15 protein-coding genes are annotated in these 20,798 nt (G+C 52.7%); 11 read left to right on the top strand and 4 right to left on the bottom strand.

Annotation, left to right across the window (positions count from 1 at the left end):
• Positions 1 to 12: 12 nt before the first annotated feature.
• Complete coding sequence (locus LX87_RS08055; protein WP_111627710.1) at positions 13 to 780, bottom strand: head GIN domain-containing protein; 768 nt, start codon at positions 778 to 780, stop codon at positions 13 to 15.
• Between the two features lie 241 nt (positions 781 to 1,021).
• On the opposite strand from LX87_RS08055, the gene LX87_RS08050 reads away from it, so the two are divergent.
• Complete coding sequence (locus tag LX87_RS08050; RefSeq protein WP_111627709.1) at positions 1,022 to 1,507, top strand: DUF4494 domain-containing protein; 486 nt, start codon at positions 1,022 to 1,024, stop codon at positions 1,505 to 1,507.
• 59 nt (positions 1,508 to 1,566) lie between these two features.
• Here the strand turns inward: LX87_RS08050 and LX87_RS08045 are convergent, their stop codons facing one another.
• Positions 1,567 to 5,220: a CRTAC1 family protein gene (locus LX87_RS08045; RefSeq protein WP_111628324.1), complete on the bottom strand. Its 3,654-nt coding sequence runs from the start codon at positions 5,218 to 5,220 to the stop codon at positions 1,567 to 1,569.
• Positions 5,221 to 5,603: 383 nt separating this feature from the next.
• On the opposite strand from LX87_RS08045, the gene LX87_RS08040 reads away from it, so the two are divergent.
• From LX87_RS08040 to kynU, 9 genes are all read left to right on the top strand, one after another.
• A complete protein-coding gene (locus LX87_RS08040) occupies positions 5,604 to 8,846 on the top strand; it encodes a SusC/RagA family TonB-linked outer membrane protein (RefSeq protein WP_111627708.1) in 3,243 nt (1,080 codons plus the stop codon).
• 49 nt (positions 8,847 to 8,895) lie between these two features.
• Entirely contained in the window at positions 8,896 to 10,638 is a 1,743-nt protein-coding gene (locus tag LX87_RS08035) for a RagB/SusD family nutrient uptake outer membrane protein (protein ID WP_111627707.1), read from the top strand.
• Positions 10,639 to 10,815: 177 nt separating this feature from the next.
• Positions 10,816 to 11,277 carry an HYC_CC_PP family protein gene (locus tag LX87_RS08030; protein ID WP_111627706.1) on the top strand — a complete coding sequence of 154 codons (462 nt, stop codon included), beginning with the start codon at positions 10,816 to 10,818 and terminating at the stop codon, positions 11,275 to 11,277.
• A gap of 133 nt (positions 11,278 to 11,410) precedes the next feature.
• A complete protein-coding gene (locus LX87_RS08025; protein WP_229310590.1) occupies positions 11,411 to 13,618 on the top strand; it encodes a TonB-dependent receptor in 2,208 nt (735 codons plus the stop codon).
• Positions 13,619 to 13,638: 20 nt separating this feature from the next.
• Positions 13,639 to 14,217, top strand: a complete 579-nt coding sequence (locus tag LX87_RS08020) for a helix-turn-helix domain-containing protein (RefSeq protein WP_111627704.1) — start codon at positions 13,639 to 13,641, stop codon at positions 14,215 to 14,217.
• 127 nt (positions 14,218 to 14,344) lie between these two features.
• Positions 14,345 to 14,674, top strand: a complete 330-nt coding sequence (locus LX87_RS08015; protein ID WP_310587898.1) for a four-helix bundle copper-binding protein — start codon at positions 14,345 to 14,347, stop codon at positions 14,672 to 14,674.
• 27 nt (positions 14,675 to 14,701) lie between these two features.
• The gene (locus tag LX87_RS08010) at positions 14,702 to 16,162 is read left to right on the top strand and encodes a hypothetical protein (RefSeq protein ID WP_111627702.1); all 1,461 of its coding nucleotides are present in this window, start codon (positions 14,702 to 14,704) and stop codon (positions 16,160 to 16,162) included.
• 33 nt (positions 16,163 to 16,195) lie between these two features.
• The gene (locus LX87_RS08005) at positions 16,196 to 16,543 is read left to right on the top strand and encodes a heavy-metal-associated domain-containing protein (RefSeq protein ID WP_111627701.1); all 348 of its coding nucleotides are present in this window, start codon (positions 16,196 to 16,198) and stop codon (positions 16,541 to 16,543) included.
• 84 nt (positions 16,544 to 16,627) lie between these two features.
• Positions 16,628 to 17,878, top strand: a complete 1,251-nt coding sequence (kynU, locus tag LX87_RS08000) for a kynureninase (RefSeq protein ID WP_111627700.1) — start codon at positions 16,628 to 16,630, stop codon at positions 17,876 to 17,878.
• Here the strand turns inward: kynU and LX87_RS07995 are convergent.
• The gene (locus LX87_RS07995) at positions 17,875 to 18,426 is read right to left on the bottom strand and encodes a hypothetical protein (RefSeq protein WP_111627699.1); all 552 of its coding nucleotides are present in this window, start codon (positions 18,424 to 18,426) and stop codon (positions 17,875 to 17,877) included. The genes kynU and LX87_RS07995 overlap by 4 nt on opposite strands.
• A gap of 150 nt (positions 18,427 to 18,576) precedes the next feature.
• Between LX87_RS07995 and LX87_RS07990 the strand changes: the two genes are divergently transcribed.
• Positions 18,577 to 19,701 (top strand): TlpA disulfide reductase family protein, encoded by a 1,125-nt coding sequence (locus LX87_RS07990; protein WP_111627698.1) that lies wholly within the window; start codon positions 18,577 to 18,579, stop codon positions 19,699 to 19,701.
• Between the two features lie 59 nt (positions 19,702 to 19,760).
• Here the strand turns inward: LX87_RS07990 and LX87_RS07985 are convergent, their stop codons facing one another.
• Entirely contained in the window at positions 19,761 to 20,705 is a 945-nt protein-coding gene (locus tag LX87_RS07985) for an SMP-30/gluconolactonase/LRE family protein (RefSeq protein ID WP_111627697.1), read from the bottom strand.
• Positions 20,706 to 20,798: the final 93 nt, after the last annotated feature.

Genomic DNA, 20,798 nt, shown 5'->3' with positions numbered 1-20,798 from the left:
CGGTGGTATTTTCTATACTTTCTTAATGGACCCGGCGCCGGAGCTTTCAAAATGCACACTCGGCTCGCCCTGGTAATGTACTTTACTGGCGCCGGTTGCTTCGGCCTTCAGGATGCGGGTGGCGTAAATCTGGGCAGTGCAGGCTCCCGTGACCTCCACGGTGGCTTCCTCAACCGGATATTGCAGGGCGTGGAGCGTCGACGCACCGGTCAGGTCAGCGGCCAGGATGCTGCCGCGACCAATGAGCGACAGGCGGGATGCACCCGTGATGTCGATGTTCAGCAGTTGGGCCTCTCCTTCCAGCGACACATTGGACGCACCGGTAATGTCGATGTCCAGCGCCGGAAGTTCACGGAATCCACTGAGTTGGACAGTGCAGGCCCCCGACACGTCCAGCTTGCTCAGGTTGGGTGTGGTCAATGTCAGCAACAGATCGTACTGCCGGTGCCAGAAGAAAAACCCCGAGCCCATTTTCAGCCATTTGCCCCGCTGCCGCACCTTCACATTCTGAATGGCCTGACGCGAGCCCCGGGCCGTTAGCGAATAAGTAGGCCCGTCGGACACCAGCACGTTGAGCATACCCCAGACTTCCAGCTTTTCGAAAGCCGTGATGGGCAGTTCCTCGGTTACTTCCTCGTACGATTCCTTGTCGGTCTGCCACCAGATCGTTGTCACCAGCGCCAGCAGACCCATTGTCAGCAGGGTGAGGTGCAGGTAGTTTTTAACCGGTTCGACCGGCATGGCATCGGCAATCAGCAATACATCCAGTAAGTTACTCATTTCTAGGGCGACTGATTTTTTGACAAAGATGGCGCGGGCGATGCGGAGACTACAAATGTCCACCGACGAACTAACTAAAAAGTCGGATGAGCCGTCGAAGCTACCGAAAGTTCTGTATTTTTGAGTTATGGGTTCCTACACAGAGTGGATCAGAGATACGCGGATAATTACCCTTATCTACTTCCAGTTTCTCTGATCGGTACGGTGTTGCAACCCCATAAAACTTATAATCCAACGCGTTATGCCAAGCTGGTATCAGGGAAAAATTCGCTATCAATTACAGGATCCAACCGGAAAATTCAAAACCATCAACGAAGCTTACTTGATCGACGCCGTTTCGTATACCGACGCCGAAGCCCGCTTGTACAAGGAAGTAGCCGCCAACACGCCCGATTTTACGGTGACGGCTCTCAGCCGGATGCGTCTGGCCGATCTGTTCCATTTCGAAGAGGGCGGGGAGACCTGGTATAAATGCAAGGTCGTGTACATCACCGAGGATGATAAAGGCCGCGAAAAACGCATTGTAAACCAGATGCTGGTGAACGCCGAGAATGTGAAGCAAGCCTACGAACGAATTGAAGAAAGCCTGCGCACGATGCTGATTCCCTTCGAAACGACCGACATCAACACCACAAAAATTCTGGATATTTTCCCGTACGTGGAAGAAGAACGGTTACCCGCCAACCTGCGCCCCCTGAGCGAGGTGATGGAACGGGATGAAAATTAACGGTTTCCGGTCTTCGCCTTATCGTCAAAAACGAACCCTACTAAGGCGAAGACCGTTTTTTATTTCCGCGCCAGCGGCTGCAACGAAACCACCCGCTTTTGGCCTTTTGAGTCGGTTATTTCCAGCGATTTAACGGCTCCCCCAATGGCCACTTCCCGCGCCGACTGCGAGAGAAACGACTGCCCGTAGTAAAACTCCAGCTTCTGTTTTTTACCGTCTGCATACACGAAGGTGCCCGTTACATCGGTCGGATTTAACCGGACGGTTTGCTGTGCGCTGGCATGACGAAAGACTTTGAGCGGGCCCCGGTTCTGGGTAGCGACGACCCAGGATGTCCCCCGGCTGGCACCCGACAACTGCACCACACCTTTGGCATTACCGGGAACATAAAACCCGCTGGCAGCCGGCGTGAGCGCCTTGAATCCGCCTTTGCCGTCGCCTTTCAGGAGCAGACCATTCAGGGCGTCGAGCCATCCAACCAGTAATTCGTTGCTGAAATCGTTGCCCACCAGCAGAACATCCGGGTTGCCGTCGTGATCGAAGTCGCCGGCCAGCATACCAAAAACCGGCGCCGTCTGCGCCTGAATCGGCAAATCGTGTACCTCAAAACGGCCATCGCCTTTGTTTTCCACGTAAGCCGATTTCATGTAGTTGGCTTCCAGTACAATCGCATCCTTCAGTTCCTCTTCTTTCAGCAGTTTGTCGATGGTGGCTACGGCAAAGTCTTTATGCAGCGGAAACCGGGCCCGCATGGCGATGACCTGTCGAATCATATCTTCCCGCCCATTGAAGGGGTATTCCCGGCGTTTGCCCTCGGCATCCGGAAAAAATACCGTCGGAATCGCGTCGTAAAAACCGTTGTTATCAAAATCCTTGGCGTACACCCGAACCGGCTCGGCTTCACTGGCCTGGGCTAATGTATTCAGCCCCAGATTACCGGCCACATAGTCCATATCGCCATCCCGGTCGAAATCTGCCGCCACCAGGGAGTTCCACCAGCCGGTCGGAACGGTGTTTGAGTTGGCGAGTTTAGGGGTCTGGAACGGTGTTCCGTCGCGTTTATCAACCAGCAGCTTACCCCGGGCATTTTTCAGAATGGTCAGCGGCATCCATTCACCCGCCAGCATCAGGTCAGGCCAGCCATCGTTGTTGGTATCCGTCCAGAGCGCATCGCAGACCAGACCGATGTTCTGCAATTCGGGCGCTACGGTTTTGGTTACATCCGTGAACTTCGGCTGCCCCGGCCGGGAGTCGTTGCGCAGGATAAAACTGGAAACCGGGCGGGGGTATTGATGCGGTACGACGCGCCCGCCCACGAACAGATCCAGATCGCCGTCGCGGTCGTAATCAGCCGCTTTGACGCACGATTTACTGATATGATTTTGCGGCAACGCCTGAGCCGACAGCGTAAACCGGCCTTTCCCGTCGTTTACATAAAGCCGATCCTGATAAGCCGCCGAGTTGGGTTCGCCCTCGAAGCCCCCGCTGGCAATGTAGAGGTCCAGATCGCCGTCGCCATCGGCATCCAGGAGCAAAGCCCCCATGTCTTCTTCCGGTTTGGCCTCGCCCGCCGTTCCGGGCAGTAAATCCTGCTCGACCAGTTTTCCGGCCGCCGTCTGGATCAGAAAGGTACCTTTCTGCGTACGCGAACCACCCACAAACAAATCGTCCAGACCGTCGCCGTTGACATCGCCCACCGCCACCGCCGGGCCGTATTGCGACAATTTATGCGGCAGGAGCTTTTGTTGATTAAAATCGATGTATTCCGGCTCCTGATGCACCCATTTCACCTGGAGCGAATCGGTAACATCCCGAAGCAGGGTTCCGGCGGGCGGGGTAGGCGGCAGCGTAGCGGTTTCGGTCGCGTTTTTCACATCCACCGTCAGCACCTGGTTGGCTTTCACATTCCGCAGGGTTTGTGCTTTGCCGGGCTTGCCGTCCTGTGCGGGCCAGCTAATCCGCACCTCGTCAATCATATTCGTGGCTCCTAACCCAAAATGGGCGGCATTTTCGACCGTTGAAAGATACCCCCGGTAAATGGTGTGTTCGTAGACCTGCTGCTGGCCGTTTCCGTATTTCAGTTCCACAAAGGCCCCGAGCCCCATCCGGTTTTGCTCACTGCCCTTAAACCGGATGCGGAGGTAGTTGGCCTGCTGCGGCTTCTGCTCAACCAGGTTGTTGCGGTACACAAAGGCAGAATCGTTGATGTTATTGATCACCATGTCCAGATCACCGTCGTTGTCCAGATCACCGTAAGCGGCCCCGCCCGAAAACGCGGGTGTCTGTAACCCCCACTCGCGGGAAACATCCGAGAACGTCAGGTTACCGCCATTGTTTTTGAAAGCGTAATTGCTGATTTTAATTACGGGAATCTGGCTTAGCAAATATTCTTTCGTAGCGACCGACGAATTATCGGCATAGTACTGCATGAAATCCCGGTCGGTAATGTCTTTGGGAAAGCCGTTGGTCACCACAATATCCCGAAAGCCGTCGTGGTCGAAGTCCACGGCCAGTGGTGTCCAGCTCCAGTCGGTGGCGGCTATTCCGGCCATCAGGCTGATTTCACTAAAAATCGGGTCACGCGTACCGGGCCGGAAGCCCTGATTCAGTTGCAGGGTATTCCGCATATACTGGTGCGTATAGTTAAATTCTTCGTTGTTGAGGTAGGTCTGGTAGTTGTTCGGCGGAATAAACATTTTCTTCCGCTGGTTATCCTCCGGCAGCATATCCAGTACAACGACATCCATCAGACCGTCGTTATTCAGGTCCGCAATGTCGCTGCCCATCGCCGTATTGCTGGTGTGTTTGAAGAACTGCCCGGCGCGGTCCGTAAAAGCCGGTTTACCAAACCCGCCGTTTTGATTATTGATAAAGAAGTGATCTTCGCTTAGAAAGTCGTTGGTAATGTATAGATCTTTCCAGCCGTCGCGGTTGATATCACAGATGTTCAGCCCCAGGCCATACCCTTCCAACTGAATACCGGCTTCTTTGGACACATCGGTAAATACCGGATGTCCGAGTTTAGGGTCAAAGTCATTACGATATAACTTATCGGTGGTAGGTGACGACCCGTCCGCTACTTTTTTACGGTATGCGTTGGGGTACTTCTCGGCCATATTGGTCAGAACAAAAAGGTCCAGATCACCGTCGTTGTCGTAATCAAAGAAAGCCGCATTTGTGGTATAGCTATCGTCGGCAATACCGTATTCTTTAGCCATTTCCTTAAAAACGGGCACCCCATCTTTCTGCCCCTGCCAGCCCTGATTGACAAACAGCATATTCTCCCGATCATGGGCTGATTTCCGGATGGTTGCGCCAACGTATATATCCAAGAGTCCATCGTTGTTAATATCCACCAGCGCCACCCCCGAACACCATTTGCCGGCCCCGCCGACACCCGCCTGTTCAGTAACGTCTGTGAACTTAAAGTCACCCCGATTCAGGTAAAGTTTGTTAGCCACCAGATTGCCCGTAAAGTAGACATCCTGCAAACCGTCGTTGTTGAAATCACCGATTGCTACGCCCCCGCCATTGTAGAAGTAATCCACATCGAGAATGCTCAGCGTATCCTTCTCAGGCATTTGATTCGAGAACTGAATACCTGTCTCATTAGCAGGCAATAAGCTAAAAAGCGAAGACGTAGTAAATTGGCAGGAACCAAGAAAGTAACCGAAAAGAATAAACAGGCAAAGGCGAACGGCTGGGCGAAACATACCTAAAGAATAATATACAAAATTCATAAAATACAAAAACCAAACAATTTACTCTCAGGAAGATGGAAAGCAAAAATCCATTTTTGCGAAGCGAGGAGGAACCTACAGAAACACACTCTTTCGCTGACAAAATAAAACAAAATACCAGAAATCCTTTGCTATCGCTCTAATAATCAATCCATACCCTAAAATATTGAGAATTTAGTACAGCTTATAACCAAGTTATAATTTGTTAACATTCAAGATAATACAATTAAATAGTATCAACTTATAATAAAATGTTACGACACGTTTTATTATAATATTATTGAGAATGTTTTGAAGTATGTCTAAAGTAATCTTACTTTAGTACGAAAATAAAACCAATTATTACAAAACCTATTATGAAAGCACAATTCTACAGATTGTTTCAATCTGCGTGCGTGGGCGTGTTCGTGCTGCTATGGAGCATAAACGTTATGGCTCAGGAACGCAGAATCTCAGGAAAAGTAACCGGCGCTGATGGTCCCGTACCCGGTGCCAACGTTGTTATCAAAGGCACAACCACGGGTTCATCCACCGATGCCAACGGCGAGTATTCTTTAGTATTACGCGGCACCAATCCAACGTTAGTGATCTCTGCAATCGGTTTCAAATCCAAGGAAGTGGTGGTTGGCAATCGAAGCACCGTTGATATTGCGCTGGAAGATGACGTGACTGCCTTGAGTGAAGTCGTCGTAACGGGGTATACCACCGACAACCGGCGCGAAACGACCGGTGCCGTTTCAACGGTCAAATCCAAAGATTTAACGGCCGTTCCATCGGGTAACGTCGAGCAGCAGTTGCAGGGCCGCGTACCGGGGGTAACGGTTATCACCAACGGTCAGCCCGGTACGGCCAGCCAGGTGCGGGTACGGGGTTTTGGAGCCTTCGGTGGTAACAGCCCGCTGATCATTCTCGACGGGGTTCCGGTGGGTTCATCGGACATCATCGCGCCGGACGATATCGAGTCGACGACGGTGCTGAAAGATGCGGCTGCCGCTTCCATCTACGGAGCCCGGGCCGCCAGCGGTGTGATTGTCTACACGACGAAAAAAGGAGGCAAAACACCCCGCAAATTATCCGTCTCGTATGATGGCCAGTACGGCGTAACAACACCGGGAAAAGGCCAGGAAATGATGAACCCCACCGACTTTGCCACCTGGACCTGGAATGCGTTCCGGAACTCCGGCTGGAAACCGGGCGATGATCAATGGACCCACCCGCAGTTTGGAAATGGCCCCACCCCCGTTATTCCGGATTACCTCATTGTGGGCGGCCGTTATGGTGTTGTGGGTTCAGTTGACCTGGAAGCCGAGCGCGCCAAATACAACATCGACCCATCGCGCGGCTCTATTTATCAGGTTGTAAAGGCGAACAAAGAAGGAACCGACTGGTATAAAGCCATCACCCGTACGGCTCCGCTGACCCGTCACACACTCGGTTTTTCGGGTAGTTCGGAAAGCGCCCGGTATTACGTGAGCTTAACCGCCCAGACGCAGGCCGGGATTCTGAAATACAACAATTTCAATCGTTACACCTTCCGGACGAATACCGAATTTGACCTGTCTCCCAAAGTACGGATCGGTGAAAACCTGCAATTCACCTACCGTTCCGTCGTGGGGCAAATGGGTGGTAACGGTGGACAAGGGGTAGCCGCTGACGAAAACCCGATTCTGGGTGCTTTCCGGATGGCTTCCATCATCCCGATCTATGATGAATTTGGAGGGTATGCCGGAACAGCCGCCAAAGGCTTTAACAACCCGCGGAACCCGGTGGCCGAGCGCGATAACCTGAAAAACAACCGGGCCTTTAACGCCAACGGTTTCGGAAACATATACATTGAATACGATCCGATTCCGGGCCTGACGCTCCGCAGCTCACTGGGTGGTCAGTACGATAACTTCTACAACGTGGGGTACAGTCGTTCCCAGTACGAGAACTCGGAAAACAACGGTAGCTTTGGCTACAACGAAGGCAGCGGGTATGTGTTCCGCTGGACCTTTACCAACACGGCCAGCTACAAGAAGAAGTTTGGCTTACATGGACTTGATCTCCTCGTTGGTCAGGAAGCCCTCAACGACGGTGCAGGCCGGAACATGGCCGGTAACGGTTTGAATCCCTTCTCGACCAATCCGGATTACATCACGCTGACTACGACCTCCTCTTCGGGACGGATCGTGAACAGTGGCTATTTCAAGGGGGTTAATTTCTACTCACTTTTTGGCCGGGCGGTGTATAACTACAATGATAAATACATCCTCACGGGCGTACTTCGCCGGGATGGTTCCTCGCGGTTTGGTGCCAACAACCGGTACGGGGTATTCCCGGCTTTCTCGGCAGCCTGGCGGCTTTCGGCCGAAGAGTTCATGAAGAGTGTTACCTGGATTACCGACCTGAAAATACGCGGGGGCTACGGAACCATGGGGAACTCCAACAACGTTGACCCCAACAACCAGTATAGCCTGTACGCTGCCAACGTGGGACTGTCGGCCTATGACCTCAACGGTACCAACACCAGCACGCTCGAAGGATATTACCGCTCCCGGATTGGCAACGCCGATGCTCGCTGGGAAACCAGTGTTACCAAAAACCTTGGGATTGACGGTACATTCTTTAACGGCAAACTGGACGTCGTCCTCGATTTATGGCAGAAAGATACGCGAGACCTGCTGTATCAGATTCCAACACCGGCAACCGTTGGTTTCCGGGCTTCAGCACCTTTCGTGAACATCGGTAAAATGTCAAACAAGGGGATTGACCTGCAAATCATTACCCGGGGCCGGATTTCCAGTGACCTGAGCTATGAAGTCAACCTGACGGGCGGTATTCTGGAGAACAAGATTGTGGCGCTCGCCGGGGATCAAACCTACATTCCGTATGTTAATCCGGGCTTCCGGGGCATCAACCCCATTCGTAACCAGCTTGGCTACTCCATTTCTTCGTTCTACGGCTATAAAGTTATTGGCCTCTTCCAGAATCAGGAAGAAGTTACCGCTTCGCCCGAACAGGCTGGAAAAGGGGTTGGCCGCTTCCGGTATGCTGACCTGAACGGCGACAACGTTATCAACGATGCCGACCGGACGTACCTGGGCAGCCCGGTTCCGAAGTTTAGCGGAGGCTTGAACCTGCGGTTGAACTACAAAAACTTCGAGTTGGAAACGTACCTGAACGCGTTCCTGGGCAACAAGATTTTCAATGTCTCGAAGCTGTTTACGGATTTTTACCCGACCTTCTCGGGAGCCGCCATCAGCGAACGGGTGAAAAACTCCTGGACGCCAACGAACACCAATACGGACATCCCCATCTTCGAAAGTGCCTCAAACTTCAGTACCAACTCACAGTCGAATTCGTACTTTGTTGAGGATGGTTCGTATATGCGGATGCAGAACATCACCCTAGGATACAAGTTACCAGCCGCACTGCTCGGCAGGCTGAAACTGCAACGGGTTCGGGTGTTCTTTTCTACCAACAACCTGTTTACCGTTACCAAATACCAGGGCCTGGATCCGGGCGTCGGTGGGAATGCTGATACCAACTTCGGGATCGACGTAGGTAACTACCCCGTGACAAGAAGCTTCACGGGTGGTTTGAGCATCGGTCTTTAATTCATGCATTACCCCAATTTTCTTATTTTTGTAAAAGCAATTATTAAAAATGAAAAGTATATATAACAAATGGACGGTTACCACCGCCGTTACGCTAACGCTGACGTTCCTTGGTTACTCCTGCAAGGATTCTTTTCTGGAGGTTCTTCCGACGGGTCAGATTACGGGTGCACAGCTGGCAACCAAAAAAGGAATTGACGGGTCTTTGGTGGCGGTATATGGTCAGCTTAATGGCCGCGATCAGCGGATGGCCAGCCCCTCCAACTGGGTTTGGGGTAGTATCCGCGGAGGTGACGCCAATAAAGGCACAGACCCGGGCGACTTCAGCGATATCAACCCGATTCAACGGTTCGAGTACCTGCCGAGTCAGGGGGTCATTTCCGACAAATGGCAGGGAAATTACGAAGGGGTGGCTCGCGCCAATTCCGTGCTGCGCCTACTGCCCCAGACTACGGACATGAATGAGACCGAGAAGAAACTGGCCGAGGCTGAAACCCGGTTTCTGCGTTCGCACTTCTACTTTGAACTGAAACGGGCTTTCAACAATGTGCCTTACGTAGACGAAACGGTCGACTACAACGAGGGCATTGAACAGGTGAAGAACGATCAGGATATCTGGCCGAAAATTGAATCCGACATGAAGTTTGCTTACGAAAATCTGCCGGAAACGCAGGCTTCCGTAGGTCGGGCCAATAAATGGGCTGCTGCTGCTTACCTGGCGAAGATTTACATGTATCAGAAAAAATTCACCGAAGCCAAAGCCTTATACGATCTGATCATCCCCAACGGGAAAACGTCCAACGGCAAGAAATACGGTCTGTTACCCCGCTACGCTGATCTGTATCGCCCCGCTAGCGATAACAATGAGGAGTCGGTCTTTGCTGTTCAGTCGGCTTCCGGAACCGGAAGCGTCAACAACGCCAACCCGGAGTTTGACCTGAACTATCCGTACAACACGGGTCCGAACGGTCCGGCGGGCTGCTGCGGTTTCTTTGCGCCAAGCTTCGAACTGGCCAACTCATACCGTACCAACGCGAACGGTTTACCGCTGCTGGACAAGTCGTATAACCTGCCGGCTAACGCGCTGAAAAACGACATGGGGATTAAGTCGGATGTAGCCTTTACGCCGGACGCCGGTAACGTCGATCCGCGTCTCGACCACACAATCGGTCGGCGGGGCATTCCGTTCCTGGACTGGATTGTGATGCCGGGCTACGACTGGATCCGGAACCAGCCCAACGCCGGTCCGTACATTACGAAAAAATACGTCTGGTATAAGGCCGACGAATCACTGGTTGACAAAAGCTCCTGGACCCCCGCTTACACGGCCATGAACTACACCATCATCCGGTACGCTGACGTGCTGCTGATGGCGGCTGAAGCAGAAATCGAAGTGGGTTCCTTAACGAAAGCGCTCGAATACACGAATATCGTTCGCAAGCGGGCGGCTAATCCGGAGGGCTTCGTCGTCAATGCGGGCAAACCGGCAGCGAAGTATGTCATCAGTGAGTATCCGGCTTCGGCTTTCGCAACAAAGGATGCAGCCCGGGCCGCCGTTCGGTTTGAACGGAAACTGGAGCTGGCTATGGAAGGACACCGGTTTTATGACCTGGTTCGCTGGGGCACGGCTGATAAAGAAGTCAATGACTATCTGAAATACGACAGCCAGTTCCTGCCGGGTGCGCTGGGTGGTGCGAAGTTTACGCCAAACAAACACGAATTCCTACCGATTCCGCAAGGACAAATCGATATTCTTGGGTCTGACGTTCTGAAACAGAACCCCGGCTATTAAAATTCGTCACGTACTAATTATAGAATTTATAAAGAGGTGGGACAGTTGTTCCACCTCTTTTTTTATCGATAACCTGCCCGGTACTACGGGCGAGCGGCCCAAATCACAAAATCCTGTACGGTATCGCAAAATCCTGCACTTGCTTTTGCAAACAGGAAGCTCTACTTTTGAACCGTCATGAAACACACGCTTTTCCGATACGTCAACCTCCTGATGGCCTGCATCGTACTACTGAGCAGTACGGGCTTTGGCCTGATTGAGCACACGTGCCAGATGCGCGGAAAGAAAGTGTCCATGACCATCAAACGGGAAGCAAAAGCCGGTTGCCCGGTCCACAGTAAAAAAGCGTTTTCTGTTTCAAAAAGCGCTTCCGTCGGCCCGGTCGTTAAACGCACCGACTGCTGCAAGGAAGAGCATCGGTACGAGAACGTCGATTTTTCGTCGTCCATTACCCAACTCGTTGCCAAGTTCCTTAAATCAATAGCCGATGTGGCCGGACTGGGCGCGACGGCCCTGATTAGCTGGCTGATTAATGACCTCCTCCCGGCTGAAACCGTCTCGGCAGCGATCCGGACTGACTCACCTCCTCTCCCCTACGGGCGCGCTCTGCTCTCGTTTGTCCAGAGTTTTTTACTATAGAGAAGTCTTTTTGTGCTGGATAAGGGTCAATGCCGTTGAGGCAGAGGCTGTTGTTTATTTCATCATCACATTTTGACTTGTTATGCATCCACATTCCATCTATAAAAATGGAGTAGCCGCCCTTGTGCTCTCCATGATCACATTCTTTTATACCAACGCACAAACCGTTACCGGTACGGTTTCCGAGCGCGTCAATACCCAAACCGTTCCGCTGGTGGGCGCCACTATTTACTGGGCCGGTACTACGGTTTCTACCACATCCAACGCGGAAGGGAAATTTGAGCTTCCCCGCTCTGGTGTTACCAACCAACTGGTGTTCAGCTTTGTGGGCTTCAAAGCGGATACCGTTGCCGTCACCGACCAGACCGTGCTGGAGGTTATTCTGACTCCCCAGAATACCTTGCAGGAAGTTACTGTTCAGGGCGCTTCGTCGCAGATTGACCGGATATCGCCCATTCAGAACGAGATCATCACGACCCGAACGCTGGCCAAAGCCGCCTGTTGCAACCTCTCGGAGTCGTTCGAAACCAACGCGTCCGTCAACGTGTCGTATAGTGATGCCGTGACGGGAGCCAAGCAAATCCAGATGCTGGGCCTGAGCGGGAATTACGTGCAAACCAACGTCGAGAACATCCCCACCATCCGCGGGCTGGCGTCCACCTTCGGCCTGAATTACATACCCGGCACCTGGATTTCGTCAATCGACATCGGCAAGGGCGCGGGGTCGGTGGTGAACGGTTACGAAAGCATGTCGGGGGCCATGAACGTGGAACTTCAGAAGCCCGATGCGCAGGAACGCGTGCTGGCCAATGCCTACGTCAACAGCTTCGGGCGCGTGGAAGGCAACCTGAATCTATCCAAACCGCTGACGGAAAAATGGAGCGTCGGCTTTCTGGGACACGCCAGCACCCTGCAAAACCGCATCGATCAGAACGGCGACAACTTTCTGGACCTGCCACTCTATAACCAGTATAACGGGATGGTTCGGGCCAAGTACGGCACCGAACGGTTTATGACCCAGTTTGGCGTCAGAGCGCTCTACGAAGACCGTACCGGCGGGCAAGCCACCGAGAACCGCAGCAGCAGCCCAACCTACCGGTTTACCAACACCACCAAACGGCTTGAAGCCTTTTCGAAAACCGCCCGCTTATATCCCGAAAAACCGTATCGCGGCCTGGGCCTGATTCTGAATGCCGTGCATCACGAACAGAACTCGGCTTTCGGCTTCACGCCCTACGACGGTCGGCAACAAACGCTGTACGGCAATCTAATTTACCAGTCGATTATCGACAACACCAACCATTCGTTTAAGGTGGGCGCGAGTTATCTGCTCGACGATTACCGCGAAAAATACCGGGATACCCTCATGACCAGAACCGAGTCGGTACCGGGTGTTTTCGGGGAATACACCTACAAATATCTGGATAAGCTGACGCTCGTGGCCGGGGCCCGGCTGGATTTCCACAACCTGTTCGGCACGCAGTTTACGCCCCGTGTCCACGCCAAATACGACCTGAATCCAAACCTGACGCTGCGGGCGTCGGCGGGCCGGGGTTTCCGGACACCCAATGCGCTGGCCGAAAATTACGGCTACCTGGTGAGTTCGCGGACGGTTTACTTTGACGGCAAACCCCAGGCCGAGGTGTCATGGAATTACGGAACCAGTCTGGCGCAGGAGTTTACGCTGTTCGGGCAAAAAGCGTCGCTGGTGCTGGATTACTACCGCACGGATTTTCAAAACCAGTTGATTGCCGATCTGGAACACCCGCGCGAGCTTCATTTCTATTACCTATCGAGCCGGTCGACGCCGGGAGCGAAAGCCCGGTCTTTTTCCAACAGCTTTCAGGCCGAGCTTAACTACCAGCCCATCAAACGTATGGAAGTCAAACTGGCGTACCGGCTTTTCGACGTTCGGCAGTCGATGGGCATGGCGTTTGGCGAAACGCTATTGCTGCCGCGCATGATGGTGAGCCGCGACCGGGTACTGTTCAACGCCGGGTATGCGCTGCCCTACGACAAATGGAAGTTTGATTTCACGGTACAGTGGAACGGCCCGCGCCGGATTCCGTACCTACGCGAAGGCTACGAGCACACGAGCTACCAGAACATGCCCCGCGAAAATGCGCCCGGTTTTTATAACATCAATGCTCAGGTCAGCAAATCGTTCCGGCTGTGGGAGATCTATCTGGGCGGTGAAAACCTCGGCAATTTCCGCCAGTCTAACCCGATTGTCGGCGCCAACGATCCGTTCGGACGCGATTTCGACGCAGCGGCCCGTGTCTGGGGCCCAATCACGGGCCGCATGATTTACGCCGGATTTCGGTACAAACTTAAAATCTAGTGTCTGAACTGGAATTACGTATGAAACTATACATCAAACACATGGTTTGCGGACGGTGCAAGCGCGCGGTCCGGGAGATTCTGGAAGAATTTGGTATTGACGTTCAGAAGGTTGAACTGGGCGAGGTCGAAGTGGGCGAACTGCCCCCGACGGTTTCGCTGGATCAGATTCGGCAGGCGCTGGCCGAAAACGACTTTGAGCTGCTGGAAGACCGGAAAGCCGTGCTGGTGGAGCAAATTAAAACCATCATTGTCAACGAAATACACCACGATCGGCGCGAGCGCCCGGAGCACCAGAACCTGTCGGATTTCCTGACGCAGAAAATCGGTTACGACTATTCATACCTGAGTCACCTGTTCTCGGCGGTGGAAGCCATGACCATTGAGAAGTACGTCATTGCTCAGAAAATTGAGAAAGTGAAAGAATATTTGCGCTATGGCGAGTTAACCCTTAGTGAGATAGCGTGGCGGCTGGGTTACAGCAGTACACAACACCTGTCGAATCAATTCAAGCAACTGGTGGGGCTGACCCCGAGTGATTTCAAGCGAACGGAAACCGCTTACCGCACGGAGATCGACCGAATAGGTCAGCCAAAATGATGTACAACCGCACCCGGTTTATGTACGTTTGAAGCCGGACCGCCATTCTACTTTTGCATTACCGACCGTAACATAAGAAGATGTAAATCAACTGTTCACTTATATAAACTTACACGGTATGGAAAGTATGCAACGCCACGCAGAGCACGTTCAGATTTGTTTTGATTGCGCAGCCGCCTGCGAACAGTGTGTCACCGCCTGTTTACAGGAAGAACACGTTATGATGATGCGGGACTGCATCCGACTCTGTCGCGACTGTGCCGATTTCTGTAAAATGTGTGCGAGCCTCACCGCCCGCAATTCTGAGTACATGATGGACTTTATGGTACTCTGTGCCGAAGTGTGCGACGCCTGTGCGGAAGAATGCAGCAAACACGACGATGAACATTGCCGGGCCTGCGCCGAAGCCTGCCGCCGGTGCGCCGACGATTGCCGGAAACATTCGGCCAACGCCTGAGGCCCGCCTAATTAACGCGCTATTATCATGAATACAACCTTAAAACCGTTACTCGTACTTTTTTTGTGCAGCATCATCGGGTCAGCCCGGGCAGATGGCTTTCCGGCAGACACCAGCCGGAAGGTCAAGATGCCGCCCGCCAGAAAGATGATGCGGCAGGATAGCATGGACCGTGCCGCCATGAACCACGCCATGCACAACATGATGCAGATGCAACAGGGGATGTCGATGATGTCGCACCTGTATTCGCGGAACCTGCCCATGAACCGGAACGCGTCCGGCACGGCCTGGCACCCCGACCAGACGCCGATGTATATGTACATGGCGCACCCAACCGGCCCGTCTGGCCGCCCGTGGATGACCATGATCCACTACAGCCTTTTCATTCGCCACACCAACCAGAATTTCAACAACCCCGGCAAAAGGGGCCGGGCGACGGCTTTTGACGCCCCCAACTATGTGATGGGCATGGCGCAGCGTCCCGTTGGCCGGCGGGGTTTACTGGCCCTCAAAGCCATGCTTTCGCTCGACCCGTTCACCGTGGGCAACAACGGGTATCCGCTGCTGTTTCAGTCGGGCGAAACCTACAAAGGCCAGCGGCTGGTTGACCGCCAGCACCAGCACGACTTATTCTCGGAACTGTCGGTTGGGTATTCCTACGCGCTTTCGCCCAACGCGGATGTGTTTGGTTACATCGGTTACCCCGGCGAACCGGCACTGGGACCACCGGCTTTTATGCACCGGATTTCGTCGTTCAACAACCCGGACTCTCCCCTGGGACACCACTGGACCGACGCCACCCACATCACCTACGGGGTGGCCACGGCGGGGTTTCGTTACAAAATCGCCAAGCTGGAAGTGTCGAGCTTTACGGGCCGCGAACCGAACGAAAACCGGTATGGCTTCGACCGTCCGCGCTTCGACAGTTATTCGTACCGGCTTTCGGTCAACCCGTCGCCTTCGCTGGCCCTCCAATTTTCGCAGGGATTCCTCAAAAGCCCGGAAGCCATTGACCCGGATCATAACGTGACCCGCACGACGGCATCACTTTTGCACAGTAAATTGCTGGGACGGCCCGACCGCTACGTTTCCTCGGCGCTGGTCTGGGGGATGAATTCGCACGACGGTGTCAATGAAAACGCGTACCTGGCCGAAAGCAGTTTGCAACTGGGCCGAACGGCTTTGTACGGACGGTATGAAAACATCACCAAATCCGTTGACGAACTGGGGCTGCACGATTATTTTTTCGACTATAAAACGGAAGAAACTTTCCCGGTTACCATCAACAGCCTGACACTGGGAATGAACCACCGGCTTTTGCAGTTGGCCCGGACGGATCTGGTGCTGGGTGCGCAACTAACCGGTCATCTCCCCGGAAAATCGCTGGAACCGATTTATGGTAAAATACCGTTATCAGGACAGATTTACCTACGAATTACACCGTCGCTCATGACCATGATGATGCCGGGCGGCCCAATGAACCATTAAACCGATACGCTTTAACAAAAACTCACGATAGCAATGAAAAATTACTTAGCCGGACTTCTTACCCTGTTGTTTCTGGTTGTTGGTATCACCGTTCAGGCGGGCGACGACAACGAAAAGGAAGTCAAAATCAAAACCTCGGCCATCTGTTCCATGTGCAAGGAGCGCATCGAGCGAAATCTGGCGTTTGAAAAAGGCGTCAAGGAATCAAGCCTGAACCTGAAGGACAAAGTTGTGACGGTGAAATACAACCCGAAGAAAACCGACGTGACCCGGATCAAAGCCAACATTTCCAAAACCGGCTACGATGCCGATGAGGTAACCGCCGACGAAAAAGGCTACGCCAAACTCCCCTCCTGCTGCAAAAAAGGCGGACATCATTGAAGGAGGAGTTAAGAATGATGAGTTATGAGTGAAGTGCGTCAGCCAACTCATAACTCATCATTCTTAACTCTTCACTAAAAAGCTATGCTTTTTGAGAATTCTTTAGCGTTTGCCCGGCGGCTTGATCAGGCCGATCCGCTTCGGTCGTACCGTGATCGGTTTCATATTCCCGAGCGCAACGGGGAGCCGCTGATTTATTTGTGTGGCAATTCGCTGGGGTTACAACCCAAAACCGTGCGGCAGGCGCTGGATCGGGAGTTGGGCATCTGGCAGCAGCACGGGGTGGAAGGCTGGTTTGAAGGAGAAAATCCGTGGCTGACCGTTCACCAACGCTGCAAGCAGCCGCTGGCGCAGATTGTGGGCGCTCTGCCGTCGGAAGTTTGTCCGATGAACAACCTGACGGTCAACCTGCACCTGCTGCTGACCTCGTTTTACCGGCCCCAGGCCGGGCGCACCCGGATTCTGACCATTGGCGGAGATTTTCCGTCCGATCAATACGCCCTCGAAACGCATCTGCAAACCCGTGGTCTGAATCCTGCCGATGCCCTCATTGAAGTTTTTCCCCGAACAGACGAACATACCTGGCGCACGGAGGATATGCTGGCGGCCATCGAAGAGCATCGGGATTCGCTGGCGCTGGTCCTGATGAGCGGCTTGCATTACTACACCGGTCAGGTGTTTGATATGGCGGCTATTGCGCGAAAAGCCCGTGCGCACGGTATTCTGGTGGGTTTTGACCTGGCCCATGCCGTCGGCAACGTGCCGCTGCAACTGCACGACTGGGGTGTCGATTTTGCCTTCTGGTGTTCCTATAAATACCTCAACTCCGGACCGGGGGGCGTATCCGGTATTTTTGTTCACGAAAAACATCACCGTGCCGCCCTGCCCCGACTGGCGGGCTGGTGGGGCTACGACGAAACCCGGCGGTTCGATATGACCAAAGGGTTTAGTCCGATGGCCGGGGCCGACGGCTGGCAGCTTAGTACGCCAACCGTTCTGGCAATGGCCGTCCACCACACGGCTTTGCAGATTACCGACGAAGCCGGAATGGAAGCCCTGCGGCAGAAAAGCGAACGCCTGACGGGTTTTCTGGAATTTGTGTTAAAGCAATCCGGCCATCCGCTCAAAATCATGACGCCCGTCAACCCGGCAGAACGCGGCTGCCAATTGTCGCTCCTGATCGAAAACGACGGGAAAGCCGTCTTTAACCGACTTACCGAACAGGGCATCATCGGCGACTGGCGCGAACCCAACTGCATCCGGCTGGCACCAGCCCCGCTGTATAACACGTTTGAGGAGGTCTGGCGGGTTGGGCAGGTATTTCGGGAGGCTTAAAGAGGGTCTTCAAACCGCATCGGGTCCTGGGTAAATGAGCCACCATACCCATCAATTACAACCGTTTTTTTAGCCAGGTCCGGTAGTTGCTTCGTCTGTTCACGAGCCCATGGACAGCTCCTCTGCCCCGGATCCAGCACATACCGCTGACCGGTTTCCAGATCGTCAATTGCTATGCCGACGATAAACCTGCGGTCTTCATTTATCCTTAACAGATGCACGTCGGCTTTCCTGATATTTTTTGTTAGTAGTTGCTGCGGTTTTTCGCGGTCCAGAATATATTCAAACTGCTCTGCGCCTTTCGAATAGACTTTTGCCCGGATGCTACCGTGCGGTTCCAGCCGAATCCGGACGGACCCCGACAGGCTCGAAAGCTGGTCCAGCGGCTGATACGTATTCCACTTTGGAAATCCGTCTTTAGGCCATCCCTCGGGTTCTTCCAAAACCTCGCTAGTGGACTGGCATTGCATCATCGTTAACAGAGTCATCAGAGCAACGGCTCTGCTCAACAAACTGGATTTTCGAAACGTTTTCTTAGTCGGTTTCATGGAAAAAAATGGTTAGACGTTGGCTATTCACATACTGTCTTGAAATTTATACGGTACTATAATGGCTAAAAATAATACATAAACTATAAATATCGTTGAATTTTAGAAAAATATAATTTAACTTACTACTTCACTGCAAATGAGAACGATATGCGTCTGTTTACGCTATTTGCCGCCCTTTTGCTGGCCGAAGCCGCTTTTGCTCAGGCGCCTGCCGCCCGGTATTCCATCAAAGGGTATTTGACCAACCTGAAAGGGCGTACGGTTTATCTGCTGACCCAGTTCCAGTCGGCCAGCGCTCCGTTCGGTTCTAAGGCCGATTCGTGTGTTTCGGCCGATGGTCATTTCTCGTTTCGGGGAGTTCTGGGCGAAGCAAATTATTATACCGTTGCTTTTAAGGATGATGGGAGTGCACAGTCTAAATCCTTCCTTTTGGATTCGAACCCAATTACCGTTATCGGCCATACCGACTCACTCAACCAGTTGTCAATTGTAGGATCACCGGCTTTACGTGATCAGTTGTTGTGGGATAAGATGCTCGAAACACCTTTAAAAAGACAAAATGAACTCAGGCGGTTAATCATCAAATCCGCCCAGAAAGGAGATACCGCGAATACACGTATTTACAGACAGGAATACGAATCTCTATTGCAGGAGATAAGGGCTATAAAGGCAGATTTTATCGATTATCATCCCGGTTCGCTGGTCAGTCTTTTTGAATTAAACTCAATCATCCCGGACATTCCTAACGAAAAAGCCAGGCACTTGTGGAATCATCTGGATTTCTCACTCCAGCAGCATTCGGTCGGGATTAGAATTCACAATCGGATATTTTTTAACCCTGAGCGCAAGCCTGAACCCCGGCAATATATTCCTGACCTGATTCTGGCCGATAAACAGGATAGACCCGTTAGTCTGCTCAACTATAAGGGCAACGTCGTCCTGATTGATTTCTGGGCGAGCTGGTGCGATCACTGCCGCCAGGAACACAACCGGCTTAAATCTCTTTACAAGCAATACAAGGACAAAGGACTCCAGATTATCAGCATTTCGGTGGACGAAGACACGGATGCCTGGAAAAAAGCCCTGCAAAAAGCGGGTTTACCCTGGACCCAGCTCACCGACCGGGTCGGCTCCCGCAACATGGTCGGTACGCAATACGGAAACGGTTCCCTTCCCATCAACCTGCTGATTGATAAAGAAGGCTATGTAATCCGTAAAGGGCTGCACGGCTCCGAACTGGAGAAACATCTGGCGGTAGTCTTCAACCAATAACGTCCGATCCGAAAGTTCCATCGGAACTCATGCCGGGAGCTGCTGATTAGGCGCAGTATTTACGGAATGGTTACCCGCGAAACCGTAAAAGGTAAGACCGGTTGGTTTGGCCCCGTTCGACGGTTCAGCTGACCGTTGACCACCAGAAAATAAGGACCGGCCTTGGCCATCGTGGTGTTAAACAGCAGATTGTCGCCAAAACCGGAGCCGACGCTTCCCTGCGAATAATTATTGATGAGGGTCACGGGAAAAATCCTGTTCACGGCATTTCTCGAAACGTACAGAATACCGTTCTCCAGCCACAAGCCGTCACCGGCATTCACGGGTGCATCCAACTGAATTTCACTAATGGTTTTGTGCTGAATGTCAATACGGTATAATTTACCGAAGGAGGATACCACCACGATCAGGTACCCGCCTTCCGGAGTAATGACAATACCGTTGGCGTTGACGGCATTGGGTGTATACGGAATCTGCTGGTCGGTAAAGGTGAGCCACTGTTCCATATCCCCCGGCTGGGCGGGGGCCACACTGGTTCGGTAGATGTGCTTATTCCACGAATCCGTGAAGTAGACATATTGCCCGTCCAGCACGCAGTCGTTGATAAAGCCGGTGGGCGCAAAAGCCGTCAGGTCCCAGCTTTTCAGTAACGAACCGTCGGGGTTGAGAACCTGAATTTTATTCTGGGTGCCCCCGCAAACCCATAAACGCCCCTGAGCGTCCAGCTTCAGACCATTACAGGTGGGTCGGCCCTGAGCCGCACCGGAAGCAAACAAACTGCTGGCACCGGTTTGAACATCCACTTTCAGAATGTCTCCGTTGCCAATACTGCCCGTATAAAAAACGCCCTGTTTGTCGTCGTAGGCGATTCCTTCCGGAAAAAAGGTGTTTCCCGGAATAATATAGCTTTCCTGCTGAACATCAATCGGATCAATAATATGGTCTTTTAAGCAAGCACTGCAAACGGCAAAAACCAGCCCCAGAAAGAGCAGAGAACGATTCATAGGTTGTGGAGTTAATAACAAGTAACTACCTATGTAACCGTAAACTGACCAAAGCGTTTGGCCGTTAAAGCGATTTTATCAACAAAAGAAGCC

This window comes from Larkinella arboricola, from assembly GCF_003259745.1.
Classification (GTDB): domain Bacteria; phylum Bacteroidota; class Bacteroidia; order Cytophagales; family Spirosomataceae; genus Larkinella; species Larkinella arboricola.
The sequence above is the reverse complement of the archived record's forward strand: the minus strand, read 5'-3'. Positions and strand labels throughout refer to the sequence as shown.